22 protein-coding genes are annotated in these 25,604 nt (G+C 65.0%); 5 read left to right on the top strand and 17 right to left on the bottom strand.

Annotated features, from left to right (window positions below; genetic code table 11):
- The first annotated feature begins 75 nt into the window (after positions 1 to 75).
- Positions 76 to 558, top strand: coding sequence for an aminoacyl-tRNA deacylase (locus tag AC1D75_RS09755; protein ID WP_495515042.1), 483 nt, complete (start codon positions 76 to 78; stop codon positions 556 to 558).
- A 10-nt stretch (positions 559 to 568) separates the two neighbouring features.
- Here AC1D75_RS09755 and AC1D75_RS09750 read toward each other — a convergent pair whose 3' ends face one another.
- Entirely contained in the window at positions 569 to 979 is a 411-nt protein-coding gene (locus AC1D75_RS09750; protein WP_495515041.1) for a winged helix-turn-helix transcriptional regulator, read from the bottom strand.
- 127 nt (positions 980 to 1,106) lie between these two features.
- Here AC1D75_RS09750 and AC1D75_RS09745 point away from each other — a divergent pair, with 127 nt between their 5' ends.
- Positions 1,107 to 2,009 (top strand): NADP-dependent oxidoreductase, encoded by a 903-nt coding sequence (locus tag AC1D75_RS09745; RefSeq protein WP_495515040.1) that lies wholly within the window; start codon positions 1,107 to 1,109, stop codon positions 2,007 to 2,009.
- 4 nt (positions 2,010 to 2,013) lie between these two features.
- Here the strand turns inward: AC1D75_RS09745 and AC1D75_RS09740 are convergent, their stop codons facing one another.
- The 4 genes from AC1D75_RS09740 to AC1D75_RS09725 all read right to left on the bottom strand — a co-directional run bounded on the left by AC1D75_RS09740 (position 2,014) and on the right by AC1D75_RS09725 (position 5,339).
- Positions 2,014 to 3,342: a diacylglycerol/lipid kinase family protein gene (locus tag AC1D75_RS09740; RefSeq protein WP_495515039.1), complete on the bottom strand. Its 1,329-nt coding sequence runs from the start codon at positions 3,340 to 3,342 to the stop codon at positions 2,014 to 2,016.
- A 10-nt stretch (positions 3,343 to 3,352) separates the two neighbouring features.
- On the bottom strand, positions 3,353 to 3,748 hold the full coding sequence (locus AC1D75_RS09735) for a DUF5313 family protein (RefSeq protein ID WP_495515038.1): 396 nt from the start codon (positions 3,746 to 3,748) through the stop codon (positions 3,353 to 3,355).
- Complete coding sequence (locus AC1D75_RS09730) at positions 3,745 to 4,485, bottom strand: SOS response-associated peptidase (RefSeq protein ID WP_495516028.1); 741 nt, start codon at positions 4,483 to 4,485, stop codon at positions 3,745 to 3,747. The genes AC1D75_RS09735 and AC1D75_RS09730 overlap by 4 nt, the downstream gene beginning before the upstream one ends.
- Positions 4,486 to 4,589: 104 nt before the next feature.
- Complete coding sequence (locus AC1D75_RS09725) at positions 4,590 to 5,339, bottom strand: hypothetical protein (RefSeq protein WP_495515037.1); 750 nt, start codon at positions 5,337 to 5,339, stop codon at positions 4,590 to 4,592.
- Between the two features lie 133 nt (positions 5,340 to 5,472).
- Between AC1D75_RS09725 and aroA the strand changes: the two genes are divergently transcribed.
- Positions 5,473 to 6,735 (top strand): 3-phosphoshikimate 1-carboxyvinyltransferase, encoded by a 1,263-nt coding sequence (gene aroA, locus AC1D75_RS09720; RefSeq protein WP_495515036.1) that lies wholly within the window; start codon positions 5,473 to 5,475, stop codon positions 6,733 to 6,735.
- On the top strand, positions 6,732 to 7,724 hold the full coding sequence (gene rsgA, locus AC1D75_RS09715) for a ribosome small subunit-dependent GTPase A (protein ID WP_495515035.1): 993 nt from the start codon (positions 6,732 to 6,734) through the stop codon (positions 7,722 to 7,724). The genes aroA and rsgA overlap by 4 nt, the downstream gene beginning before the upstream one ends.
- A gap of 16 nt (positions 7,725 to 7,740) precedes the next feature.
- Here rsgA and AC1D75_RS09710 read toward each other — a convergent pair whose 3' ends face one another.
- Positions 7,741 to 8,994, bottom strand: coding sequence for a fatty acid desaturase family protein (locus AC1D75_RS09710; protein ID WP_495515034.1), 1,254 nt, complete (start codon positions 8,992 to 8,994; stop codon positions 7,741 to 7,743).
- A 112-nt stretch (positions 8,995 to 9,106) separates the two neighbouring features.
- The gene (locus tag AC1D75_RS09705; protein WP_495515033.1) at positions 9,107 to 10,414 is read right to left on the bottom strand and encodes a fatty acid desaturase family protein; all 1,308 of its coding nucleotides are present in this window, start codon (positions 10,412 to 10,414) and stop codon (positions 9,107 to 9,109) included.
- 417 nt (positions 10,415 to 10,831) lie between these two features.
- On the opposite strand from AC1D75_RS09705, the gene AC1D75_RS09700 reads away from it, so the two are divergent.
- Entirely contained in the window at positions 10,832 to 12,271 is a 1,440-nt protein-coding gene (locus AC1D75_RS09700; protein WP_495515032.1) for a DEAD/DEAH box helicase, read from the top strand.
- A 71-nt stretch (positions 12,272 to 12,342) separates the two neighbouring features.
- Here AC1D75_RS09700 and AC1D75_RS09695 read toward each other — a convergent pair whose 3' ends face one another.
- From AC1D75_RS09695 to mtrA, 10 genes are all read right to left on the bottom strand, one after another.
- Positions 12,343 to 13,464 carry a ferredoxin reductase gene (locus AC1D75_RS09695; protein ID WP_495515031.1) on the bottom strand — a complete coding sequence of 374 codons (1,122 nt, stop codon included), beginning with the start codon at positions 13,462 to 13,464 and terminating at the stop codon, positions 12,343 to 12,345.
- Positions 13,465 to 13,592: 128 nt separating this feature from the next.
- Positions 13,593 to 14,132 carry a DUF6912 family protein gene (locus tag AC1D75_RS09690; RefSeq protein ID WP_495515030.1) on the bottom strand — a complete coding sequence of 180 codons (540 nt, stop codon included), beginning with the start codon at positions 14,130 to 14,132 and terminating at the stop codon, positions 13,593 to 13,595.
- Positions 14,133 to 14,166: 34 nt separating this feature from the next.
- Positions 14,167 to 15,603 carry a wax ester/triacylglycerol synthase family O-acyltransferase gene (locus AC1D75_RS09685; RefSeq protein WP_495515029.1) on the bottom strand — a complete coding sequence of 479 codons (1,437 nt, stop codon included), beginning with the start codon at positions 15,601 to 15,603 and terminating at the stop codon, positions 14,167 to 14,169.
- A gap of 129 nt (positions 15,604 to 15,732) precedes the next feature.
- The gene (locus AC1D75_RS09680; RefSeq protein WP_495515028.1) at positions 15,733 to 16,308 is read right to left on the bottom strand and encodes an Rv3235 family protein; all 576 of its coding nucleotides are present in this window, start codon (positions 16,306 to 16,308) and stop codon (positions 15,733 to 15,735) included.
- A gap of 183 nt (positions 16,309 to 16,491) precedes the next feature.
- Positions 16,492 to 19,338 (bottom strand): preprotein translocase subunit SecA, encoded by a 2,847-nt coding sequence (gene secA / locus AC1D75_RS09675; protein WP_495515027.1) that lies wholly within the window; start codon positions 19,336 to 19,338, stop codon positions 16,492 to 16,494.
- Between the two features lie 198 nt (positions 19,339 to 19,536).
- Positions 19,537 to 20,193 carry a ribosome hibernation-promoting factor, HPF/YfiA family gene (hpf, locus tag AC1D75_RS09670; RefSeq protein ID WP_495516027.1) on the bottom strand — a complete coding sequence of 219 codons (657 nt, stop codon included), beginning with the start codon at positions 20,191 to 20,193 and terminating at the stop codon, positions 19,537 to 19,539.
- Positions 20,194 to 20,633: 440 nt separating this feature from the next.
- Complete coding sequence (locus tag AC1D75_RS09665; RefSeq protein WP_495516026.1) at positions 20,634 to 21,332, bottom strand: ComF family protein; 699 nt, start codon at positions 21,330 to 21,332, stop codon at positions 20,634 to 20,636.
- Between the two features lie 133 nt (positions 21,333 to 21,465).
- Positions 21,466 to 23,235, bottom strand: a complete 1,770-nt coding sequence (gene lpqB, locus AC1D75_RS09660; protein WP_495515026.1) for an MtrAB system accessory lipoprotein LpqB — start codon at positions 23,233 to 23,235, stop codon at positions 21,466 to 21,468.
- A 49-nt stretch (positions 23,236 to 23,284) separates the two neighbouring features.
- Positions 23,285 to 24,928 (bottom strand): MtrAB system histidine kinase MtrB, encoded by a 1,644-nt coding sequence (mtrB, locus tag AC1D75_RS09655; protein WP_495515025.1) that lies wholly within the window; start codon positions 24,926 to 24,928, stop codon positions 23,285 to 23,287.
- Positions 24,925 to 25,602, bottom strand: coding sequence for an MtrAB system response regulator MtrA (gene mtrA, locus AC1D75_RS09650; RefSeq protein WP_495515024.1), 678 nt, complete (start codon positions 25,600 to 25,602; stop codon positions 24,925 to 24,927). Before mtrA ends, mtrB begins: the two co-directional genes overlap by 4 nt.
- Between the last annotated feature and the right edge of the window lie 2 nt (positions 25,603 to 25,604).

Raw genomic sequence — 25,604 nt, 5'->3', positions numbered from 1 at the left:
CCACATCTCTTTTGCCCACGATGGGCCGATGCTTGCCACCGATCGCCCCGGTCTGATCTGAGAGAATCGACAGCCATGGCAGCGACCGCGGCGATCAGCGCTCTAGAAAAGGCCGGGGTACGGCATCAGGTGCACAAATACGAGACCCGCTCCGATGGCGACTGGGGCCCGGAAGCCGCCGAGCACCTGCGGATATCGGTCGGCGCCGAGCCGGAGCAGATCTTCAAGACGCTGGTGATCGACGTCGGCGGAACCTTGGCGGTGGCAGTCATCCCGGTTCCCGAGCGGCTCTCGCCCAAAGCCGCGGCGAGCGCACTGGGCCTGAGTGGAAAGGCCGCCATGGCCGACCCGGCGGCGGTGGTGCGGGTCACCGGTTATGTCCTCGGCGGGGTTTCACCGGTCGGGCAGAAGAAGCCGCTGCCGACGGTCATCGACGAGACCGTCGATCTGTGGGATTCGGTGTTCTGCAGCGGCGGCAAACGGGGCCTGGAGATCGAACTCGCGCCTGCCGACCTTGTCTCGGTCACCGGTGCGGTGGTCGCGGACGTCCTCTCCTGAGGGCGCCGCCCTAGGACTGCTCTTGCAGTCGGCGGTCGTAGTCTTCACGGGCCTCGAAAACCTCGTCCATGTGTATCTCGGCCCAGTCTTTGACCCCACGCATCAGCTCTCGGAGCGAGTGGCCCAGCGGCGTCAGCGAATAGTCAACTCGCACAGGAACACCCACGCTCACCTCACGCGTGAGGAGTCCATCACGTTCCAAGGTGCGCAGCGTCTGGGTCAGCATCTTCTGACTGACGCCTGCCACTGCCCGTGACAATTCTGAATACCGCATCGTCCGGTCCCCCAGCGCCACGACGATCAACGCGACCCACTTGTCGCTCATCCGATCGAGCAGCATTCGGCTCGGACAGTTCGCGACGTACGCGTCGTACTCCCGCTTCGCCTGCCCGCGGCGATCGGCAGCCGTCATCGTCGGCATCGGACTCCCCTTTCGGATCGTTACGCACCTTCAGGTGCCTACTTTCCATTAGAGAGTGCCATCGGCATCGTGGAGATCGCAAGGCCAAAACACGAAAAAGCCGCGAACACGAGATGGGAACGAACTCATGCGAACGATCATCACCACAGGCACAGACGACTTCACGATCGTCGACCGGCCGACGCCCGAACCAGGTGTTGGTGAGGTCCGGATCCGGATGGGCGCGGCATCGGTCAATCCGGTGGACATCGGTACGGCACATGGCGTCTTCCACCGCCTCGGAATCATTCCAACCGGTACCGCGGTAGGACTCGGCTGGGACGTCTCCGGGGTTGTCGACGCGCTCGGCCCCGGCGTCACCGGACTGACCACCGGGACGGCGGTCGCCGGATTGCGCGTCGGGATCGGACCGGAGATCGGCACCTACAGCGAGTACGTCGTGCTTCCCACCGATGCAGTCACGCAGGTGCCCGCGGGACTCGATCCGGCGAAAGCCGCCGCGGCGCCGCTGATCGCGCTGACGGCAGCCCAGTCGATCGGACTGTTGAATCCCGATGGTCAGCGCTTGCTGATCGTCGGGGCGTCCGGCGGGGTCGGCGGTTGCGCCGTCCCACTGGCCGCCCGCCGCGGAGCCACCGTCACCGCGGTCGGCAGGCCCGACGATGTTGATGACCTGCGCCACCGCGGCGCCACCACCGTGGCGACCACGGTCGCCGATCTGGCAGGCCTGCGCTTCGACGCCGTCTTCGACCCGGCCGGGGTCGGCGTCCCGCTGCTGGATCTGATCGTCGACGGCGGACGTTACTTGGGCACCGCTCCCCGCAATGCACCCGCGCCGACCCGCGGGATCACCAGTGGCTGGATCGAAGTGCAGGCCGACGGCACCGAACTCACCCGGCTACTCGACGACGTCGCGGCGGGTGTGCTGCCCGTCCGTGTCGCAGGCGAGTTCCCGCTCGGGGAGGCGGCCAAGGCGCACCGGGCGTTCGAGGACAAGTCGGTGTCCGGCCGGTGGCTGCTCCGGGCCTGATTTCTCAGAGCCACGCCAACTGACGCAGACGCACCCAGTCGAGCGGGCGCTTTGGCGGCCTGACACCGGGCCGGTGCCGTGGCACGCGAACCCGCAGCGCTTGCGGGCTGATCGTGCACCGCACCGGAGTCGAGAGGACGAGAGCCTCCCCGTCGACCCCGACCGGGATCTGCGGCTGGTCGGCGTCGACGACCACTTCGGACCCGGTGTGCTGCGTCAGACCGTGTTGCCGCGTCCGGTTCAGCAGACCCACCGCTTGCAAAGTGCTGCTCACCGACACCACGACGATCCCGAGGGTGCCGGTGTCCAGGCGGGGCCTGCGCCCCAGACCGGCCAGATCGTGGATCTCGTAGGCGCCGTTGCTGACCAGGACGGCCTGCGGCTCGGTGATGGTCGCATCGCCCGTACGGACGAGCAATCGTGGACCGCGGGAGCCGGAGATCAGGTCCGGGAGCATCGCCAGCATCGTGCCGGTCTTGTCATCGCGGTATGCCGGGCTCTGCACCACCTCGGCGTAGGCACCGAAGGACGCGTTGTTGACGAATGTCCTGCCGTTGACCGAGCCGAGGTCGACCCTGATCTCCACGCCGTCGGTGAGTGCGTCGAGGCAGGTGGACGGATCGTCGCGGTCCAGGCCGAGGTCGAGCGCGAAATGATTGCGGGTTCCGGCGCTGATCACCAGGAACGGCAGGTCGTGTTCGGCCGCGATACCGGCCACCAGCGCCTGGGTGCCGTCGCCACCCGCCACCCCGAGCAGGTCGGCGCCGCGCTCGACCGCCTGCCGGGTCAGTGCCGCGATGTCGACCATCTCGGGACCGTCGAGCATGGCCACCTCGACACCCAATGCCTCGGCACGCCTTTGCAATTCGAACTTCTCCACTTTTCCGCCACCCGAGCGCGGGTTCATCACCACAAACGGATGCTTCGGCGGCGGGACCTCACGCTCGGGCATCATCCAATCGTCACGATCGCGGACCAGCGCAGCCCTGGCACAGGCGCCGGCCAGCAGCGCGAGGGCCAGCACCACCAGCACCACCCACAGAAGATGCTCGCTGATGAGAAAGACCAGCAACGCGATCGGAATCACGATCGACACCGCGAGCGCGAGCCACCGGATCCGGCCGCGCACGCTGAGGAACCAGAAGACCGCGGCAAGCCCGATCACCAGCGCACCGACCGTCGCGATGAACACGATCAGGGTCTTGAGGCCGGCGAACACCACCAGCACGATCGCCGCGGCGACCACTGCCGCGATGGCGGCCCGCGCCAGCCACTGTTCGCGAAGGGTCTCGGCATCGACCTTCGGCTCCGGCTTCTCGTGTTCGTGTGCCATTGCGCCCCGTTCAGTTGGGTGTTCGTGGGTATTTCGCCTCGTACTCACTCTTGGTGATCTCTTGCCGGGCACGACGTTTGACCCCGATCAGATCCCCGTCGACGCCGTTGGTGGTCAGCAGGTGTCTGCGGTAGATGCTCATCAGCGCGATCTCGAAGTACACCAGCGGGATGAGCAACAGCGCGATCATCCCGAGGCGATACACCACCGGCCCGGGCACAAACGAGAAGGCGATGAAAATCGGCAGGAACGGCAGGACCCCTCGAATGATGTAGCGGCGCATACATCCCGGTCCGGTCACATCCCGGATCACCCAGTCCCGCATCGAGTCCGGCAACGGTCGGCCGAGAAGGTACTTGATCAGTTGAAAAGGGTTGGGGCGGGTCTGGCTCCGGTCGCCGCTCACACCGGCTCGATGAGATCGGCGCGGTTGTTGCGAACGCTGTTGACATCGGTTGACACGCGATACGGCACCAGATGGGGCTCTGGTAGGGCTTCGAGCAGGTCCTTTGCCACCGAGGGCTTTCCGCTCGTGCAGTCGAGCCAGTCGTCACGCAGGTCCGGTGTGACGATCACCGGGGTGCGGTCGTGGATGTGGCCGAGCGCGTCGGTTGCCGGACGGGTGATCACGGTGGTGGTCCACAGCCAGCGATCCGGATCGTCTTTGGCCTTGCCCGGGTCGGGCCACAGTTCATAGAGGCCGGCGAAGCCCAGGATCGGGGTGTCGGGGTCGTGCAGGAAGTACGGCAGCTTCTTTCCTTCCGGGTCCTTCGTCCATTCGAAGAAACCGGCAGCAGGAAGGATGCACCGGCGCCGGGCAGCGGCAGCCTTGAAGGAAGGCTTCTCGGTCAGCGTCTCCGAGCGTGCGTTGATCATCCGGCTGCCGATACCCGGATCTTTGGCCCAGCTCGGGACGAGTCCCCATCGAAGCGCGCGCAGCTGTCGGACGACCTCGGGCTCGGTGTCTTCCTGACTGTCGGGATCGGGGCGTGATGGCCGTTCCAGGATCACCGGCACCGCCTGGGTGGGTGCAACGTTGTACGAAGCGCTCGCGAGTTTGCTCGCATCGTCCTCCGCCAACGCGGCGTCAAATGCCGCAACCAGATCTGAGGTACTCGCCGTTGTCGCATATCGCCCACACATGGCGGTCATTATCCACCCAACAGCCCCGGGCACAGCGCCAATCGGACCGCCCCCGGCCATCACCAGGGGCGGTCCAAATCGGTCGAAGCGGTCGGGGTCGATGATTATTGCGCCGCAGCGTCTTGCACAACCGCGATCTGCTTGTTGAGCAACTCGACCAGGAATGCCTCGTCCGCGTTGTTCCAGCTCGAGGCGTTCTCACCGGTGAGGGTGATCTGAACGCTCACCGTGGTGCCATCGACGTAGGCACCGGTGGAACGAATCGTGATCGGGACAGTCTGCTCACCCACGGTCGCCGTACCCGTACTGATGATGGTCTTGGCCGGAACGGTCGAACCCTCGACGTCCTCCACCGAGTTCTCCATCTCGGCAACAAGCTCGGTGCCGTCATCGAGCGGGCCTCGCATGGTCATGGCCGGGCAGGTGTCGACCTGACTCGCAACGGTCTCGAGGTCACTGGTCTCGCCCAGGATCACCTGGGTCTCGATGGAGGTGCCATCTTCCATGTCGAACTCGACCCGGGCGCGGTCGTATTCGTCGGTGCCGTCTTCTTCCTCGACGATCGCCGCACAATTGGCAGGTGTGACCTCGGGGTCGCTCGACTTGTCCGCGTCGATCGCGGCCTTGTCGAGGATGACGTACTCGCCGGTGCCAGGGAAGTCCGATTCGGGCAGCATCAGATCTTCGACGCGCACGTCGAGCTGCGCCGCTGTGGCCTCCGCGGAGGTCGACTCCGCGGCACTCGTGGTGGATTCGGCGCTGTCGTCCGAGTCGTCCGAACAGGCTGACAGTGTCAAAAGCGCTGCCGCGCAGAGCGCAACGGCCGCTCCGCTGCGTGAAAGTCTCATGTTCATGGATCGAACATAGCGACCAAAAGGGCACCGGACACGTGATGTCCATTGATTGACCGACCGCGTGACCGGCCCGGATCCACACCTGGTGAACAGGGGAAACAAGGGGCCCTGGCCAACATGAAAGACTGTCGGGGTGACTTCATGGAACGCACCGTTCGCGCCTGACCCGCTACACGCGACGGTCGCGCTGCCCGGAAGCAAGTCGATCACCAATCGTGCCCTGGTCCTGGCGGCGCAGGCCGACGGCCCGTCCACACTTTCCGGCACGCTGCGCAGTCGCGACACCGACCTGATGCTCGACGCACTGGCCGCCCTCGGGGTCCTGGTCGACGCAGACCCCGACGACGCCACCACGGTGACCATCACGCCCGGCCCCTTGCACGCCGCGAAGATCGACTGCGGACTGGCCGGAACGGTCATGCGGTTTGTGCCACCGTTGGCCGCATCAGCCCGCGGCGAGGTGCACTTCGATGGTGACGAGCAGGCCCGGTCACGGCCGCTGCACACCATTCTCGACGCGCTGCGCGACCTCGGTGTCCGCGTCGACGGCAACGCCCTGCCGTTCACCATCGACGCCACCGGATCAGTGCGTGGCGGAGCCGTCACCATCGACGCGTCGGCTTCCTCACAGTTCGTCTCCGGGCTCCTCCTCGCCGGCGCCGGCTTCACCGAAGGCATCACGATCACCCATTCGGGCAAACCCGTCCCCTCGATGCCGCACATCGCGATGACCATCGAGATGCTTGCGGCAGCCGGCGTTGCCGTGGACACCTCGATCCCCGACCGCTGGCACATCGATCCGGGCCCGGTTCGCGCGGTGGACTGGCAGATCGAACCGGATCTGTCGAACGCGGCGGCTTTCCTCGCCGCCGCTGCGGTGACCGGTGGGAGCGTCAGCGTTCCACGGTGGCCGAGCGCCACCACTCAGCCCGGAGCCGCGATCGTCGACATTCTCGAGGCGATGGGTGCCCGCACCGACCTGACCGACGGACTGCTCACCGTCACCGGACCCCAAGTGTTGCAGGGGATCACGTGGGACATGAGCGCCATCGGCGAGTTGACCCCGACGGTGGCCGCGATGTGCGCGCTGGCCGAGGGCACCTCGACACTGTCCGGTGTGGCACACCTTCGCGGCCACGAAACCGATCGACTTCACGCGCTGCGCACCGAGATCAATCGCCTCGGCGGGGCCTGCCGCGAAACCGACGACGGATTGATCATCGAACCGGCACCACTGCACGGCGGCCTCTGGCAGTCGTACGCGGATCACCGGATGGCAACCGCGGGAGCATTGATCGGTCTGGTCACCGAGGGCGTCGATGTCGACGACATCGAGACGACGGCCAAGACCCTGCCCGACTTTCCGGCTATGTGGGCGAGGATGATCAGCGCTTGAGCAAAAGGGAGTACGACGAAACCGATGTCCGGGTGCGCCCTGGCCGGAGCAGTCGGCCACGCACCAAAACCCGGCCCACCCACGACGACGCGGCCACCGCGATGGTGGTCTCGGTCGACCGGGGCCGGTGGGGTTGTGTACTCCAAGACAACCAGGACATCCGGGTTGTCTGTATGCGGGCCCGTGAACTCGGCCGGACCCCGATCGTTGTCGGCGACGACGTGTCGGTCGTCGGTGACCTGTCGGGTAAGGCGGACACCCTGGCCCGGATCGTGCGGGTCGCACCCAGGCGAACTGTGTTGCGGCGCACTGCAGATGACACCGATCCGTATGAGCGGATCGTGGTCGCCAACGCCGATCAGCTGTTGATCGTCACAGCCCTTGCCGATCCGCCACCACGTACCGGATTCGTCGAACGAGCCCTGGCCGCAGCCTATGTCGGAGGACTACAACCGGTCCTGTGTCTGACGAAGAGCGATCTGGCCGACCCGGAGTCATTCCGTTCATCCTTCGCCGACCTGGATCTGCCGGTGCTCCTCGCCGGCCGCGACGACCCCTTGGAGCCGGCACAGAAACTCCTCGCGGGTAAGGTCACCGCGCTCATCGGCCACAGCGGCGTCGGTAAGTCGACCTTGGTGAATCGCCTTGTGCCCGACGCCTATCGGGCCACAGCCGTGGTGTCCGGTGTCGGCAAGGGACGGCACACGTCCACCCAGTCGGTGGTCCTGCCACTACCCGGTGGCGGGTGGGTGGTCGACACCCCCGGCATCAGGTCGTTCGGCCTGGCCCACATCGGACCCGAGGACGTGATCAAGGCGTTCGACGATCTCAGCGAGACCATCAAGGACTGCCCTCGCGGCTGCACGCACCTCGGGCCGCCCGCCGATCCCGAGTGCGCCCTCGACTCCTTGACCGGCCAACACCATCGACGGGCCATGGCCGTTCGCGAACTCATCAGCGCGCTCAGCGTCGCCAACCATTGGGACTAGCCGGACGCACTCAGAATCAACTGGAGCGCAAGGTCTTTCGACGTGCCTTGACTTCTGCGATCGCAGTCTTCAAGCCCTCACGCCTGCCTTCGCCCGCCGCCACGATCCGCTTTCCACGGTCGGCCGCAGCTGCCCGGAGACCGGCGAACTTCTTCTCCGAGGCCGTTTCCGGGGCGTCGTCAGCGGTGGCGGTCAGGTACTTGTCCGGCAGCGACAGCTTCGCGATCGTCCGGAATGTCTGCCAGTACTGCACCAGGATCGGACCCGTGGTGTACGGCAGGTCGTACTTCTCGCACAACTGCCGCACCCGGACCGCGATGTCGGCGTACCGATTGGACGGCAGGTCGGGAAAGAGATGGTGCTCGATCTGGTAGCAGAGGTTGCCACTCATGAACGCCATCGGACGCCCGGCGTTGAAGTTCGCAGACCCGAGCATCTGACGCAGGTACCACTGCCCCTGCGTCTCGTTGGCGATCGACTCCTCGGTGAACTTCTCTGCACCATCAGGGAAATGGCCGCAGAAGATCACCAGGTAGGCCCAGAGGTTGCGGACCAGATTGGCCGTCAGGTTGGCCGTCAGTGTCTTTCGCGCCGCCCTGCCCGACAGCACCGGGAAGATCACATAGTCCTTGGCCATCTGCCGGATGATCTTCTTGCTGAAGTCCTTGATCTGGGGAACCGCGATCTCCGCCGGTTTCTTACCCTCCAGATAGTCCTTCAGTTCGATGTCATGCAGCCCGATCCCCCACTCGAAGGTCGCGGCCAAGAACAGATTCGCGATGGGCTGATAAGCGTGCTTCCACTGCCATTCCTCGTCGCGGGTGACCCGCAGCAGTTGGTAGCCGATGTCGTGATCCATGTCCATCACGTTGGTGTACTTGTGATGGATGTAGTTGTGGGAGTGCTTCCAGTGGCCCGAATAACACACCATGTCCCATTCCCAGGACGTGGAGTGGACCTCGGGATCATTCATCCAATCCCACTGGCCATGCATGATGTTGTGGCCCAGTTCCATGTTCTCGATGATCTTTGCCGCCGAGAGAAGCGCCGTGCCCGACCACCAGAAGAACCGGTTGCGGCTGCCCAGCAACGCAATCCGGCCACTGACCTCGAGGACACGCTGGGCCAGGATGGTGCGTCGAAGATAGGTGGCATCGCGTAGTCCGCGGTCGGATTCGATCTCTCGGCGCAGCGCATCGAGCTCAGCGCCCAGTGCCTCTACATCCGACTCGGTCAGATGCGTGTATTCGTTGATATCAGTGATTGCCATCGCGCCTGGTAACTCCTTGGTGGCGTTGATCCTCGGGCCGGGTGAGCGCTGAGCTCACGGCCAACCGCCATTGTCCTTCTCCAGAGTACGGTGTTCGGGCGTCGGGAGCCGATCAGGCAGCCCGCGCCCGCACATCCTTCGACTGGCGTTGACCGCCGAGTGTTGCCACCGATGAACGTCGCCGACGGAGTTTGCCGATCGCCGTACGCAGACCTCTCCGACGACCGGTGGCCGGATCGACCGTCGCGGCGAGCCGCTGCTCGGGATCGGACTTGAAGCGTCGCTCCGATGCCGTCTCGGGAGCGTCGTCGACGGTTCCCTTCAGGTACTTGTTCGGCAGTGACAACTTCGCAATTGTCCGCCAGGACTTTGCGTACTGCAGCAGGAACGGCCCGGTGGTGTACGGCAGGTCGTACTTGTCGCACAGAGCGCGGACGCGGACAGCGATCTCTGCGTACCGGTTGGACGGCAGGTCGGGAAACAGATGGTGCTCGATCTGGTAGCTGAGGTTGCCACTCATGAACGCCAGCGGCTTGCCGCAGTTGAAGTTCGCACTGCCCAGCATCTGCCGCAGGTACCAGTGGGCCTGTGACTCGTCTTCGAGATCCTGCTTCGTGAACTTCTCGGCCCCATCGGGGAAATGTCCGCAGAAGATGACCGCGTTGGTCCAGATGTTGCGAATCGTGTTGGCAGCAAACGTCGCGGTGATCGCCCGGGCCCAGCTGGTGCGCGAACGCGTCACCGCACCGACGAGCGCCGGGTACACCACGTAGTCTTTGCCGACCTGCCTGCCGACCTTGATCCCGACGTCACGCAGGTCCTTCTTGAAGGCGACCTTGTCCGGGTGCTTACCCGCGGCCGCACGTCCGAGTTCGAGGTGCTGAACCGCAACGCCGTACTGGAAGAACAGCATCAGCAGGGTGTTGTAGGCGATGTTGCCGAGATTGAAGGGCTTCCACCGCTGATCGCGCGTGACCCGGATCAGGCCGTAGCCCACGTCGTCATCCATACCGAGCACATTTGTGTACTTGTGATGGATGTAGTTGTGGGTGTGCTTCCAGTGCGCGGACGGACCGGTGTTGTCCCATTCCCATCCGGTGGAGTGCACCTCGGGATCGTTCATCCAATCCCACTGGCCGTGCATCACATTGTGGCCGAGCTCCATGTTCTCGACGATCTTGGAGACACCGAGCACTCCGGCGCCGAGCGCCCAGACCTTGCGGTTGGCGGCACCGAACAGCAGCGCGCGTCCAGAAAGTTCCAGCCCACGCTGGAAGCGGATGGCGTTGCGAATGTATGTGGCGTCGTGTTCACCGCGTTCGTTCTCGATGTCGCGACGGATGGCGTCGAGTTCGCGGCCAAGCGCCTCGACGTCGGCCTCGGTCAGGTGTGCGTACTCCGGGATATCGGTAATTGCCACCGCTTCGAACCTCTCGTCGGGGGTAATAATGCGAGGTCAGCGCTGACGACAACCAACCTACGGACACGTAACTTACGCAATCGTAGGTTACGTCCCGGGAGGTGTCCAGCGCTGGGTGAGACTGATCTCACCTGGCTTCGGATGGGCGGAAAACGGGCCGGTCGGGCTATGCTGATTGGGTACTTCGCGCAAGATGCGCGGAACCGTCGTGGAACTGCTTCCTCGTGACGTGGCCCCCAGGGAAACCCGGACCACACTCATTGCGAGTTGATCAACCCCACTGAGCTATTCACACGGCGATCGTTACTGCCCACCGGCCTGCGGTGTCCGACTTCCGTCGGCCAGCAGATCAGGGCAGTCGCGCCACCCAGCGGTGAATCGTGCTCGAGACGCCGCGTAAATCAGAAACGTGATTCTTTGAATTCTGTATCCAGTCCTGCCACAACAACTTTTGCTGATCTCGGCGTACCCCCGAGCCTGGTCAAGTCGTTGACGGCCGGTGGCATCACCTCCCCCTTCCCCATCCAGGCAGACACCCTGCCCGACAGCCTTTCGGGCCGGGACGTACTTGGCCGCGGAAAGACCGGCAGCGGCAAGACGCTTGCCTTCGCCATCCCGCTCGTCGCTCGCCTCGCAGCCGGCTCGTCTGCCGGCGCCGGCCGCCCCCGTGGCCTGATCCTGGCTCCGACCCGTGAGCTCGCCACGCAGATCACCGCTGTGGTGCAGCCGATGGCACAGGCCCTCGGCCTGACCGTGACCACCATCTTCGGTGGTGTCCCCCAGGGTCGCCAGGCTTCGGCACTGCGCGCAGGCGTCGACATCGTCGTGGCCTGCCCGGGCCGCCTCGAAGACCTGATGCGCCAGCGCCTCGTGCGTCTGGACCGCGTCGAGATCTCCATCCTCGACGAGGCCGATCACATGGCCGACCTGGGCTTTTTGCCCGGCGTCACCCGCATCCTGACCGCCACCCCTGAGGGCGGCCAGCGACTGCTGTTCTCCGCGACCCTCGACAACGGTGTCGACAAGCTGGTCAAGCGCTTCCTGAACCAGCCGGTCATGCACTCGGTCGACGAGGCCACCTCGCACGTCTCCGCGATGACCCACCACATCTATGAGGTCGCAGGCGCCGACGCCAAGAAGGGCGTCGTCTTCGCACTCGCCTCGGGCAAGGGCCGTCGAATCCTGTTCATGCGGACCAAGCACCAGGCCCGCAAGCTGGCCAAGCAGCTGACCGACGCCGGCATCCCCAGCGTCGACCTGCACGGCAACCTCTCGCAGGGTGCCCGCGACCGCAACCTTCTCGCGTTCTCCAGCGGAAAGGCGCGCGTCCTGGTCGCCACCGACGTCGCTGCCCGCGGTGTGCACGTCGATGACGTCGAACTCGTCGTCCACGTCGACCCGCCTGCCGAGCACAAGGCGTACCTGCACCGTTCGGGTCGTACCGCGCGCGCAGGCAGCGCCGGTGACGTCGTCACCCTGACACTGCCGGAGCAGCGTCGCGACATGTCGCAGCTGCTGCGCAAGGCCGCCATCAAGGCCACCCCGATCAGGGTGACCGCTGATTCGGCAGAGCTCAAGACTTTGGTCGGCGAGACCGCCGATCTGATCGCTCCGCCCGCCATCACCTCTGTTCCCAACCGTTCGGTGAAGTCGCCGGGCAGCCGCTCCAATGGCGCCCGTCGAGTTCGTCCGACCTCTGATGGCTCGGCTCCGTACGAGGGTCGCGGCCGTGGACAGAGCGCCCGTTCGCAGGGTGGTCGCGCGGCAGCAGGCCATTCCGAAGGCGGCCGTAGCCGTACCGGATCGACGCAGGGCGGCGCACGTCGCAGCCAGCCGCGTGCGAGCACCGCTCGCTAGTCTCCACCAGAGCTGAAATGGGGCCCAAGTGAAAACTTGGGCCCCATTTTTTGTGTCGGTACGCGGCGGGATCAGACCTCCAGGGTGCAGTCCCCGGCCGCGACACTGATACAGGTCTGAATACGTTCTCCGGCAACATGTTCGGCACCACTGCGCAGATCCCGGACAACACCCTTGTCGAGCATCACAACACAGCTCTGGCAGATACCCATCCGGCAACCGAACGGCATCTGCACACCGGCATCCTCGCCGGCGGTCATCAACGTGGTCGCACCGTCGACGGTGGCGGTGCGCCCGGTCTTCGAGAATGTGACCGTGCCACCTTCGGCACCGACCTCACCACGCTCGAGCGCAAATCGCTCGATGTGCAGATGATCCCGCAATCCGGCCTGCGTCCACATCTGGGTCAGCGAATCCAGCAGCGCGGCCGGACCACATGCCCACGTCTGCCGCTGCCCCCAGTCGGGACACAGTGCGTCGAGTGCCTCCGGGTCGATCTTGCCCTCGGCTCGCGTGTGCTGAATGTGCACCCGCAACAGGCCGTCGGCCTCGAACTGCTTGAGCTCGTCGGCGAACATCAGGTCTTTGTCGGTGGGCACCGAATGGATCAGCTGGACGTCGGTGTGCTGTTTGCGCGACGACATCGTCCGCAGCATCGACATGATCGGCGTGATGCCGCTGCCCGCGGTGACGAACAACAATTTCTCGGGCAGGTCCGCCGGAAGTACGAACTCCCCCTGGGGCGCAGCCAACCGCACCACCGTGCCGGGCTCCAGACCATTGACCAGGTGTCCGGACAGGAAGCCCTCGGCCATGGCCTTCACCGTGATCGACACGACCTTGCCATGGGTATCGGAGGTGGTCTGCGGCACCGAGGTCAGCGAATACGACCGCCAGGTCCAGCGACCTTCGACCAGAACGCCGATGCCCATGTACTGCCCGGGGTGGTAGTCGAACGAGAATCCCCAGCCCGGCTTGATGACAAGTGTTGCCGAGTCAGCGGTTTCGGGCCGGACCTCCACGATCTTGCCGCGCAGTTCCCGCGCCGACCACAGCGGATTCGCCAGGTGCAGGTAGTCATCGGGGAGCAACGGTGTGGTGACACGCGCCGCCGCGGCACGGACAAGGTTGACCGCCCGGCTACGGCTCGCGATATCGCGAACCGGCTCCTCGAATCGTTCACGCCAACCCATCAAGTGCCTCCATTCGACAAGCTACGGTCGAGCTTCACCTCAGCTCGGATGCTGCTAACTTACGCTACCGTAGGTTAGGGTCCGGACACAGTGCGAGAGGCCGGGGTCACTGCACAGATACGACGCGCTCAGAGAAGTTCCAGCAGGAACGGGAGCTCCTGGGTGGCGTACCAGCCCAGGTCGAAGTCTTCGACGTCGCCGATGGCCAGTTCTGCGTCCTCGTCGCCCAGATCCGCAGCATCGACGACCTCCATCGCCCGCAAGACCTTCTCCTCGGCGTCGCTGCCATCGACCAGCAGGGATGCGACCGCCGAAAGCGGCACCACCTGAAAGGCTTTCACCACCGCGACGTCGATATCGGGACGAAGCTTCACCTCGTCGATGTCGGCGGCGATCACCACTCGCCGGGGCGGAAGCAGCGTCGTCTGACCTGACTCGTCGTCTTTGTCGACGGAGCCCTCTTCGTCTCGTTCGGCGGCGAGTAGCCGGAGCGAGGCGCGCGCGGCCTCCCGGATCGCGGCCTCGGCAAGCTCCTCGTCGTCGCCGTCGAGATACGACTCGCGTAGCGCAGGTGTCAGTGCAAACGCCGTTCCACCGACGGGCACGAACTCACCGGTGGTATTCAGTTCTGTCAGCATCGACAGGGTGGCGGGTAGATAGATTCTCATCGGGCCTTTCCAGGGTGTGAACGCGGTGGGGATGTCACCGTTGTGGGAGCAATTCTTCGAACGAGTCCGTGAGGTATTCGGCCATGGCGCCGAGATCCCACATCACCCGGCGATCGGCGTTGAAGCCGAAGCAGATTCGGCCGTTGTACGACGTCAGCCCGATTGCCAGTGCACGTTTGCGGACCAGGACCGGGACGGGATAGATGGCCAGGATCTCGTTGCCGCCGAGGTACTGCGCCGAGCGCGGTCCGCGGGCAATGGTGATCGGCACGTTGAACGACCGGCGCGACAACGACGCCGCCGCCCGCGCGCTCATCGCGTGGAACGTGGCGGGCCCGATTTCCGGGATCCACGGTTCGACCGCAGCCGACCAGTTCCGGTTCGAATGCGAGTGCCGTTCCGCCAGCTGCGCGACCTGCGACAGCCGCACGGCCGGATTCGGTTCTCCCACCGGGAGATCGGTGACAAATCCCTGTAGCCCGCCGACCATCCACGACGCCGACGACGATGCCCCCTGCGCATCGAGGTCCGAGTCGAACTCGGGTTCGTCCTCCCCCGCCGGATACGCCGACAGTGGCACCATGACACGCACGGTCTCCACTTGATCAACGGCCAGCGACCGCGAGAGCAGCCAGCGCCGGATCGCGCCTGCGATGGCCGCCAGGAGCACATCATTGGGGGTACAACCGTGGCGCTCGGCGATGTCCACACAGTCCTCGGCCGAACAGGACGCCACGGTGAAACGGCGGGTCGGGGCCGTGGCGCCGTTGAGTGGACTCGACGGTGCGGAGGTGGTGGCCATCTTCATCACCGATTCGACCCGGCGGAATGCGCCGGTCAGGGCCTGACCGGCCGACGCCAGTTGGTTGGACGCCGCCCGCACCTGGTCGACCATCTCCCACGGCCGGGTAAGGACATCGGTGATCGCACCGACCACCAGTTCACCACTGCCCGGTTCACGGTCGGGCAGCCACAGATCCTCGGGCATCGACGGTGACTCGCGGGTGTCGTCGACGATGATCTGATTGATCTCGAAAGCCTCCGACCCGTCGACCAACGCGCGATGGGTCTTGGTCAGGATCGCCATCCGGTCATCGGACAGACCCTCGACCAGGTACATCTCCCACAGTGGCCGAGTGCGCTCGAGTGGGCGCGACATCAGCCTGGCAACAAGGTCATGGAGCTGATCGTCGGCGCCCGGACTCGGCAGGGCAGAGCGGCGGACGTGATAGGTGATGTCGAACTCGTGGTCATCGACCCATACCGGACGGGCCAGACCGAGCGTGACCTCACGAATCTTCTTCCGGTACCGCGGGACCAGCTGCAGCCGGCTCTCGACGGTACGCAGCAGCCCCTGGTAATCCAGACCCCCGGCGCGACGTTCCAGGATCAGCAGCGAACCCACCTGGGTTGTCGACCCGCGGTCATCGAGGTAGTAGTACATCGAATCCTGAGGCGACAGCCGGTTCACAGGGCCAATCGTAACCGCCGGGCCCTCGCCGGGTCGCCGCGAACCGCCCGCGCAGTGCGGCCCGAGCACTCGTCGTCAACCGACCCCCCGGCGGCGCCGGTCGTCATCCCACCCCGGCGGCGCCGGTCGTCATCCCACACTGACCGAGACGAGGACACACCGTCGTGCCTTGCGCCGCGGACCCCCGGGGGTGGCGGGACGAATGGGCATCAGCCGGCGCTCGACGCGGGCGCCCATCGCCTGAACGCGCTCGCCCCTGCGGTAGACGACGGTGATCTCGGCGACGTCAGGGCTCGTGTGCTGAGTGTGCAAGCGCAGCAATGTGCACGCCGGACCCCTCGATTGATCGGCGGCCAGCAACACCCGGAATTGGTCGGCGATCTTCGGTACGGCCACCTCCGCCAGTTGTGCAAACGGCCGCCGACCTCCCATGACCTCGAGCAGCACCGTGGTCGCATTGATGGCAAACCGGCGCAGCTCGACGTCGACGGGCTCGGTCTGCGGAACCGGAGTGCGTTGGGCCGCACGGACTTCGATCCGGGTACCCGATGCCGGCACAGCTGCACTCGACCCGAGGCCGAGCGGCGGTGTCTCGCTGAAGGGCACCCGGCTGATCCGCAGGCCCCCGAGGCCGCCGGCGCCGTCCCCGACAACACCTGCCCCGACCGCGCCCTGGCCGGTCTCGGCGATATCCGTTGTTGTCATGGCGCCCCCCGGCTGTGTCCGCCCATGACCGGCGACGGCCGGCCCGATAGCCGGAAAACCCGGATACCAGCAGTACGACGTGCACTGCCCGGTCCTGGTTCCTTCGGAACCGGGAACGGAGGTATCCGGGTTGTCGAGCGTCCGTGCCGTCAGCGCCGGTTGTTCAGCGCTGCCTTGGCAGGGTCAGTGCTTCTTGCGTGTCTTGGGCGGCTTCGCAGCACCCTTCGATCCCGACCGCGCAGCTGCGCGGCGTTCCTTGCGGGTGCCTGCCTGTCCATCAGTGGATCCGCCCGTGGACGCACTCGACCGGCGCACCGTGGTGCCACCGGTTTCGGATGGACCACTGAACGTCAGACCGGCATTGGCCGACCCGTCATCGATTCCCTTGGCTCGCAACGCTGCCGGAGCCGCCGGTGCTGCCGGACGAGCAGGAGCGACCTGTTCGGTTGGCAGCGGGGCCGGGGCCGCCGGGGCCTTTGTCATCGATGCCGGAGCCGCTGCTGCGGCGGCGGCCGGCTGGGCCGGGGTGGCCTCGACACTGACGTTGAACAGGAATCCGACCGACTCCTCCTTCAGTCCGTCGAGCATGCCGATGAACATGTCGTAACCTTCGCGCTGATACTCGACGACCGGATCGCGCTGCGCCATCGACCGCAGGTGGATACCTTCACGCAGGTAGTCCATCTCGTAGAGGTGGTCACGCCATTTCCGGTCGAGAACGCTGAGCAGGATGGTGCGTTCGAGCTGACGCATCGCGGTGGGACCGGCGATCGTCTCGATCTCCGCCTCACGCTTGTGGTACGCCTCGCGGGCATCGGACACCAGGATCTCGCGCAGTTCCTCGGAGGTGATGTCTTTACGCTCACCGAACTCGTTCTCTTCGAGCAGGTCCTTGTAGTCCAGCTCGATCGGGTACAGCGTCCTCATGGCGGTCCAGAGCTGTTCCAGATCCCAGTCCTCGGTGTAGCCCTCGGACGTGGCGCCGTCGACGTAGGCACCGACCACGTCTTCGATCATCCGCTTGACCTGCTCGCTGTGATCCTCACCCTCGAGGATCGTGCGACGCTCGGCGTAGATGACCTTGCGCTGCTCGTTCATCACCTCGTCGTACTTGAGGACGTTCTTACGGACCTCGAAGTTCTGCTGCTCGACCTGGGTCTGCGCGCTGCGGATGGCCTTGGTGACCATCTTCGCCTCGATCGGGACGTCGTCGGGCAGATTCACCCGGTTCATGATCGATTCGAGTGCGGCGCCGTTGAACCGGCGCATCAGCTCATCGCCGAGGGACAGATAGAAACGGGACTCGCCCGCATCACCCTGACGGCCGGAGCGACCACGGAGCTGATCGTCGATTCGCCGTGATTCGTGCCGTTCGGTTCCCAGCACGTACAGACCGCCGAATTCCTTGACCTTCTCCGCGTCGTCGGCAACCTCCGCCTTGACCGCGGCGAGCACCTCGTCCCAGGCGGCCTCGTACTCGTCCGGGGTCTCCACCGGATCCAGCCCGGCCTTGCGCAGACGGATGTCGGCAAGGATGTCAGGGTTACCGCCGAGCACCACGTCGGTACCACGGCCGGCCATGTTGGTGGCAACGGTCACCGCGCCACTGCGACCGGCCTCGGCGATGATCTGTGCTTCTTGTTCGTGGAACTTCGCGTTGAGCACGTTGTGCGGGATGCCCCGCTTCTTGAGCTGCCGGGCGAGATATTCCGACCGTTCAACGCTGGTGGTACCGATCAGAACGGGTTGGCCCTTTTCGTGCCGCTCGGTGATGTCATCGACCACCGCGTCGAACTTCGCCTCTTCGGTCTTGTAGATCAAGTCGGTCTGATCCACCCGGAGCATCGGCTTGTTCGTCGGGATCGGGAGCACACCCAACTTGTAGATCTGGTCGAGCTCGGCGGCCTCGGTCTGTGCCGTACCGGTCATACCCGACAACTTCTCGTACATGCGGAAGTAGTTCTGCAGGGTGATCGTCGCCAGGGTCTGGTTCTCGGCCTTGATCTCGACCCGCTCCTTGGCCTCGATGGCCTGGTGCAGGCCCTCGTTGAAGCGCCGGCCCTCGAGTACACGACCGGTGAACTCGTCGACGATCAGAACCTCACCATTGCGGACGATGTAGTCCTTGTCGCGCTCGAAGAGTTCTTTGACCTTGATCGCATTGTTGAGGTAACTCACCAGCGGCGAGTTGGCGGCCTCGTACAGGTTGTCGATGCCCAGCTGGTCCTCGACGAACTCCACACCCGCCTCGTGCACGCCGATCGTGCGCTTGCGGATGTCCACCTCATAGTGGACGTCTTTCTTCAAAAGCGGTGCGATGCGGGCGAACTCGGCATACCACTTGCTCGACGAATCGGCGGGACCCGAGATGATCAGCGGGGTCCGGGCCTCGTCGATCAGGATCGAGTCGACCTCGTCGACCACCGCGAAAGGATGGCCACGCTGGACCAGATCACCGAGCGAGTGGGCCATGTTGTCGCGCAGGTAGTCGAACCCGAACTCGTTGTTGGTGCCGTAGGTGATGTCGGCGGCATAGGCCTCACGACGCGCAGACGGGGGCATCCCGGTCAGGATCACCGCGGTATCGAGGCCCAGGAATCGGTGGACGCGGCCCATCCACTCGGAGTCACGCTTGGCCAGGTAATCGTTGACGGTGACCACGTGGACGCCCTCACCCGCCAGCGCATTGAGGTAGGCAGGCAGAACACAGGTCAGGGTTTTGCCCTCACCGGTCTTCATCTCGGCGATGTTGCCGAAGTGCAGGGCGGCACCACCCATGATCTGGACGTGGAAGTGCTTCTGCGACAGCACCCGCCAAGCAGCTTCACGGGCTACGGCAAAGGCCTCGGGCAGCAGATCGTCGAGGGTCTCCCCGGCGGCGATCCGTTCCTTGAACTCATCGGTCTTTGCCCGGAGTTCGGCATCTGACAAGGCCTCGGTCGCTTTGTCGAGCGTCTCCACATGCGTAGCGATTGCATCCAGGCGTTTGACCATCCGGCCTTCGCCGACGCGCAGCAGCTTGTTGAGCACTGGTAATTCCCTCGATCCGGTCGAATACACACGAAATCCGACCTGCAGATTCCCGCAGGTCGGACTCCATGGTAGCGAGCGCCTCGGCCACCTGACTCACGCGAGGCGAATCAAGGCTTACGGCCGCGCCTTCAGAGCAGGCTATTCGAGCCGCCCGTCGTGCTTTCCGGCGAGGCGATCAAGCCCCACCGCCGAGCGTCAGGCGAGGCGGATCAACCCGTAGTTGAACGCATGCCTGCGGTAGACGACGGTCGGTTTGTCGGTTTCCTTGTCATGAAAAAGGAAGAAGTCGTGTCCGACGAGTTCCATTTCGTAGAGTGCGTCGTCGACCGTCATCGGCACGGCGGGGTGCTCTTTGACTCGGACGATGTGTCCTGGACCGGCTGCCTCGGGATTCTCCGCGGCCCAGCGGTCTTCGTCGCTCTGATTCGCCGGGGCCTGGCCGTTCAACGTCGGATCGGCCGCTGCCGTGGCCTCGGCTACGGATATGGGTGTTCTCAGTCCGTGGTGGACCTTGCGACGATCTTTTGTCCGGCGGAGGCGCGACTGGAGTTTTGCCAGTGCGGCATCGAGTGCGGCGTAGAAGTTGTCTGCGCAGGCCTCTCCTCGAACCACCGGGCCTTTGCCAACCGCGGTGATCTCGAGTCGCTGGCAGATCTTGGACTGACGTCGATTTCGCTCGTGGTGAAGCTCGACATCAAATCGGAAGATCGTCGGGTCAAACCGTTCCACCCGGGACAGTTTGTCCATCACGTGTAAGCGGAAGTGGTTGGGGATTTCAACATTGCGGCCGCTGACCTGCACTTCGGCGTCAGGGCGGGAGAGTTCATCGGACGAATCGGTTCGGACGTAAATGCCCGGATCAAACGGATCGGTTCGGGTGATGGTGTCGGGACTCGTGCTGGAATCTGTGCTTTCTTCAGATTCGGAAACGGCTACTTTGCCGACGCTTGTCGTCACTTGCGATACCTCCTGGCTCGGTGAACTAAAGATCCCGGCCACCGCAGCGCACGCGCTCAGGCAACCGGTCTATGAGTTGGGCTCTCACCTCCCCCCGGCCACCACTTGCTTCGGCAACCTTTGTGCGGCTAACTGACGCACCTTCGACCGTAGTCCTCCGGCCAACTGTTCGCCACATATTGGCCGTTGGCCGTTCATCGGTACGTTGACCGGACAATCCGACTCGATGACTTTTCGGAATTCCTGAATGACTTTGGCCACCAGATCGTTTCGACGGGAATGTCGGTGTGGGAAATGTTGGCGCGGGAATTGTCGGGCATGGACTCGCCGATGACTCACGCTGCGGCAACGACGAGAACGAGGTGCACCTCGACGCCGGCGCGGGCGAGGACCGCCACGGACTCCGCCGCGGTCGCACCTGTCGTCAACACATCATCGAGTAGGACAACCGCGGCGTCGCGAGTGCGAGCCGTCGCCGCACCCGGACCGAGGTTTCGGCGGAGCCTGATCGCGCCGTCCAGGTTGTCGCCGCGCTGCCCGGCCGACAGGCGTGCCGAATCACGCGCCCACATCGAGGTGACGAGCATCGGCGTCACCGCCACCGGGCCACCTGATGCCTCGCCACACAATGACCGGGCCGCGGCGACGGCGATCGCCGTCACCGGATCGCCGCCGCGACGACGCGCGGACATCGGCCGGGTAGGCGCCGGGATCAACACCAGCCGATCGGCAGCAGGCAGCTCGGACCAGCGGTCGAGGGCGAGCAAACCGGCGGCGATCGCCCGGCCCAACGGAACGGACAGATCACTGCGGCCACGCTCCTTGAGCTCGAGGATCGCTTGCCTGCGAACGCCTGTGTACCGCCCCAAGGCGTATGCGGGGATCGCCAGGGCCACCCGGGTCCGGACCTCGATCGGGGCATCGGCGATCTGGGCAGCACACACCCGACACCACCGGGTCCCGGGTCTGGCACATCCACCGCAGTGCAACGGGACCACCAGATCCACCAGTGCCGGCCACACCCGCTCGACCATGGTCGGAAATGATGCCACCGGCGCCCGGAACCGGCGCCCGGACGCGGGCCTCGCGCAGCGAAATCATCCACAGTTCGCCACGCCGTCCACAGGTATTGCAGACCTGGTGCGTCAGAACTCGATGTGGCCGAATCTAATGCGGCAGAACGGGTATCGCCGACGAGCCCATCGTCGGCGGCACCTCACTCCAGTACTGATCCGGCTCGTCGCTGGTACCGCCGAGGCGCAGGACACCGCGGCTGTCTGCGGCATAGATGGTCGACGGACTTGCCACCACCGCCGTCACGGGCGGGGTGAGGTTGCCACTGGGCAGCGCTCCGGGCGGCATCCCGTCGATCCGTAACTGCACCACCGGACCTTCGGCAGAACTGCGTCCGATCACCAGCATCTCGCTGCTCAGCCAGTCCAGCGACACCGCGCCGACGATGTTCAGTGCCCCGGCCCCGAGCGGGTTGGCCAGCAGCAGTCTGCCGTCGGCCCGGTCCTCGATGATCGCGAGTACCACCTGTCCACCGACGATCAGCGCTGCGCGAGCACCGTCCTGAGAAACCTGCAATTCGGTGATCGGACCTTGCGCAACCGCGCGGATCGCCGACGAGTCCACTTCCCGCTCGGTGACCTGACTGTTGCCCGACATCTGCGTGACCTGGGTGACCCGGTTGTTGTCGACAACCGCCCACACCGTTTGGGAATCACCGGCAAACGACGGCCGCGTGATGGTGCCGCCCTCGATGACCGGGGTCACGCCGGCACCGTAATCACCGATCGAGAGCGCCAGTGCAGGCGCCGGGCCCGGGGCCGGGTTCTGCGACACCACCGCCACCCGACCACCGTCTGCCGAAAGGTCTGCAGAAACCAGGTTCCGAGACTCCCCCAACGTGCCGGGAACCGGGGTCAGTGCGTCGTCCGCGACCACCTGCAGCGATCCACCCTCCACGACATGCAGGCCGACGGGACTGGCCGGCGGATTCGGATTGAGCGACTCCACGTCGTTGGTCTGCCATCCGTTGGCGTGACGTTCGTTCAGCGGCGCACCATCGGCGTCGATCACATACGGACCACTGATGTCGGCGTCACTGAGCGTCCAGATGATCTGCGCCGCCAGGCGGTTACGTTCGGCACCGCCCAGGCCATTGAGACCGACCAGGTCGATCCGGATACCGCCGCCACTGAGCGACTCGATCGACCCGCGCAACGAGGACCGGGCCGGGAACTCGTTGATGACCGCGCCGCGCAGATCATCGACGGGTCCGGCGATCAGCAGTCCGATCAGCTGGTCCGCCAGCTGATCTCCGCCGGTGTAGAACCACCGGGGATCGGCGACCAGGTGCTGGTCGTCGTAACTCGGGTAGTAGAGCACGTGCGGCCGATACGACAACTCGAACTGCTCGCGATCCATCAGGACACCGGCAGGCAACGGCCCGTTGATCCGCCATTCCCCGTCAACCCGCGTCAACGACAACTGGATCTCGATGCGCCCCGAACTCGGGATCAGTTGTCCGCTCGGCTGCAGTTCGCCGGTGTCTTCCCCGTTGACGCGGACCGTGATCGTGTCGTCGGTGCGCTTGTCGCTCAAGACGTTGATCTCGTCGAGCAACAGGGCACCACCCTGGTCGTCCCAGGAGTCCGAGGCATCCTGGGTCAAGAACTGTCGCGCTGCGAGGTGCCCGGAACCCGGCTGCACCGAGGCTTTGAGGAAGCTACGGACCAGCGACTCCGGGTCCATCCCGGGGCTCGGTGTCGGGACGTTGGTGCTCGGCGGTTTGCGCTCGAGCGAACCGAGCGGTTGCGGACTGGAGTTGTTCGGGATCGAGACACAGGCCGACAACAGGCACACCAGAACCGCCATCACCCCGGCACACAGGCTGCGTCGACCGGCGCGATGCCGTGTCACGCCACTCATCGACAGCTCGCCTCGCCATGCTCGTCCTGCTGCCACATGTCGCTGAACCTCACTCATCGGAGGGCCCCGGATCACGGGGTGCGCGGCGCGACCCCGGCGGTTTGAGCGGCAGCGGGCTCCCAAGCACCTTGTGCCCGCGAACCAGTGGCAGGGTCAACCGGAAGCACGCACCCTTGCCCGGTTCGCCCCACGCCTCGAGACGGCCCTGGTGCAGTCGCGCGTCCTCGACGCTGATGGCCAGCCCAAGGCCGGTGCCACCGGACCGACGGAATCGGGATGGATCGGAACGCCAGAATCGATTGAACACCAACTTCTCCTCCCCTGGCCGCAGACCGATGCCCCCATCGCGCACCGTGATCGCCACCGCGTCGCCATCGCTTCGCATGGTCAGCGTCACCGGCTTCTGGTCGCCGTGATCGATGGCGTTGGCCAGCAGGTTCCGCAGGATTCGCTCGACCCGGCGCGGGTCGACCTCGGCGATGACCGGTTCGTCCGGCAGATCCAGGATCAGTTCGGTGTTGGTCTCTTCGGCGAGATGCCGGACAGTCTTCACCGCGGCGTCGATCGGGATGGTCATGTTCAGCTTGTCGGCCGACAACTCGGCAACACCGGCGTCGTGGCGGGAGATCTCCAGCAATTCGCCGAGCAGGGTCTCGAACCGTTCGAGCTCCATGTCGAGCAGTTCGACGGATCGCTTCAGAACCGGTTCGAGCTCTTCGCGACTCTCGAACAGGACATCGGCTGCCATCCGGACCGTCGTCAACGGTGTCCGGAGTTCGTGGGAGACATCAGAGGTGAACTGCCGCTGCAACCCACCGAACTCTTCGAGGTGGGAAATCTGTTTCGAGAGACTTTCTGCCATGTCGTTGAACGACATCGCCAATCGGGCCATATCGTCTTCGCCGCGGACCGGCATTCGTTCCTTGAGCCTGCCGTCGGCAAAGCGAACCGCGATCCGCGACGCGGAACGGACCGGGATCACCACCTGGCGGGACACCAGGATGGCGATGGCGGCCAACAGCCCGAGCAGCACCAGGAAACCGGTGAAGATCGTTCCGCGGACCAGGGAAACGGTGCTCTCTTCATTGGTCAGCGGAAAGACCAGATAGAGCTCGAGGCCGGGGATGTCGGTGTTGGTCGGAGTACCGATGATCAGCGCCGGGTTCTGCTGTCCGTTCGACCCGGTGACCGACGAATACCGGTACGCCATCTGGCCGCCCTGAACCATCTGGCGAAGGTTTTCGGGGATCTCACCGATCGGCCCGACGCCGGTCGGACCGGTCGGGCCCGAACTCGGCACCAGCAACACCGTGTCGAACGTACCGACCACACCTGAGCTGTCGCCGGAATCGATGCCCCGGTCGGTCAGGATGGATCGCGTCTGGCGCAGGCGGTTGAGCAACGAGGCGTCCGAGTCGGCCCCCGACAGATCACGCTCGACGGCCAGACGGGTGCGCTCGAGCTCTTCGGTGGCGGCCTGGAGCTTGAGGTCGAGCAAACGGTCCGTGATCTGACTGGTCAGCACAAACGCCAGGATCAGCACCACGACAAACGACAGCACAAGGGTCGACACGACCACTCGTAGCTGCAGGGATCGACGCCACAACTGGCCGACAAACTTGCCGACCGAGCCCACCCGACGCATCGCCGGTCCGAAGGTCCCGTTGATGCGACGCCGCGGGCGTCCGATCACGGCGGTCCGGCCTTGTAGCCGACCCCCCTCACGGTCAGGACGACCTCAGGGTTCTCCGGATCTGTTTCAACTTTGGCCCGTAGGCGCTGCACGTGCACGTTGACCAGCCTAGTATCGGCCGGATGCCGGTAGCCCCACACTTGCTCCAGCAGCACGTCACGGGTGAAAACCTGCCGCGGTTTACGCGCCAACGCAACCAGTAGGTCGAACTCGAGCGGCGTCAGAGAGATGGGCACGCCCTCGCGGGTGACCTTGTGCGCCGGGACGTCGATCTCGATGGGACCGATGGACAGCAACTCGGCGGGTTCATCCTCCGTGCGCCGCAACCGGGCGCGTACCCGGGCGACGAGTTCCTTGGGCTTGAACGGCTTGATCATGTAGTCGTCGGCACCGGACTCGAGTCCGAGAACCACATCCACGGTGTCCGACTTCGCCGTCAGCATCACAATCGGCACACCCGAATCTGCACGCAACACCCGGCATACGTCGATGCCGTTCATGCCGGGCAACATCAGGTCGAGCAAAACCAAATCGGGCCGGATCTCCCGCACCGCTGTCAGGGCCTGGGTGCCATCGCCGACGACAAAGGGCTCGAACCCCTCTCCGCGCAACACGATGGTCAGCATCTCCGCCAATGCCGCATCATCGTCCACAACCAGAATCCTGGGTTTCATTG

It is taken from the genome of Williamsia sp. Y712 (genome assembly GCF_059445525.1).
This window is presented reverse-complemented; position numbering and strand designations above follow the sequence as displayed.

Bases quoted from the DNA above. Each gene is read 5' to 3' on its own strand.
- AC1D75_RS09745 (WP_495515040.1), top strand. From the start codon at position 1,107: ATGCGAACGATCATCACCACAGGCACAGACGACTTCACGATCGTCGAC.
- AC1D75_RS09680 (WP_495515028.1), bottom strand. From the start codon at position 16,308: ATGACAACAACGGATATCGCCGAGACCGGCCAGGGCGCGGTCGGGGCA.
- AC1D75_RS09665 (WP_495516026.1), bottom strand. From the start codon at position 21,332: ATGGTCGAGCGGGTGTGGCCGGCACTGGTGGATCTGGTGGTCCCGTTG.
- mtrA (WP_495515024.1), bottom strand. From the start codon at position 25,602: ATGAAACCCAGGATTCTGGTTGTGGACGATGATGCGGCATTGGCGGAG.
- AC1D75_RS09755 (WP_495515042.1), top strand. From the start codon at position 76: ATGGCAGCGACCGCGGCGATCAGCGCTCTAGAAAAGGCCGGGGTACGG.
- AC1D75_RS09690 (WP_495515030.1), bottom strand. From the start codon at position 14,132: ATGAGAATCTATCTACCCGCCACCCTGTCGATGCTGACAGAACTGAAT.
- AC1D75_RS09695 (WP_495515031.1), bottom strand. From the start codon at position 13,464: ATGGGTTGGCGTGAACGATTCGAGGAGCCGGTTCGCGATATCGCGAGC.
- AC1D75_RS09740 (WP_495515039.1), bottom strand. From the start codon at position 3,342: ATGGCACACGAACACGAGAAGCCGGAGCCGAAGGTCGATGCCGAGACC.
- lpqB (WP_495515026.1), bottom strand. From the start codon at position 23,235: ATGAGTGGCGTGACACGGCATCGCGCCGGTCGACGCAGCCTGTGTGCC.
- AC1D75_RS09750 (WP_495515041.1), bottom strand. From the start codon at position 979: ATGCCGACGATGACGGCTGCCGATCGCCGCGGGCAGGCGAAGCGGGAG.
- AC1D75_RS09730 (WP_495516028.1), bottom strand. From the start codon at position 4,485: ATGTGTGGGCGATATGCGACAACGGCGAGTACCTCAGATCTGGTTGCG.
- AC1D75_RS09725 (WP_495515037.1), bottom strand. From the start codon at position 5,339: ATGAACATGAGACTTTCACGCAGCGGAGCGGCCGTTGCGCTCTGCGCG.
- AC1D75_RS09710 (WP_495515034.1), bottom strand. From the start codon at position 8,994: ATGGCAATCACTGATATCAACGAATACACGCATCTGACCGAGTCGGAT.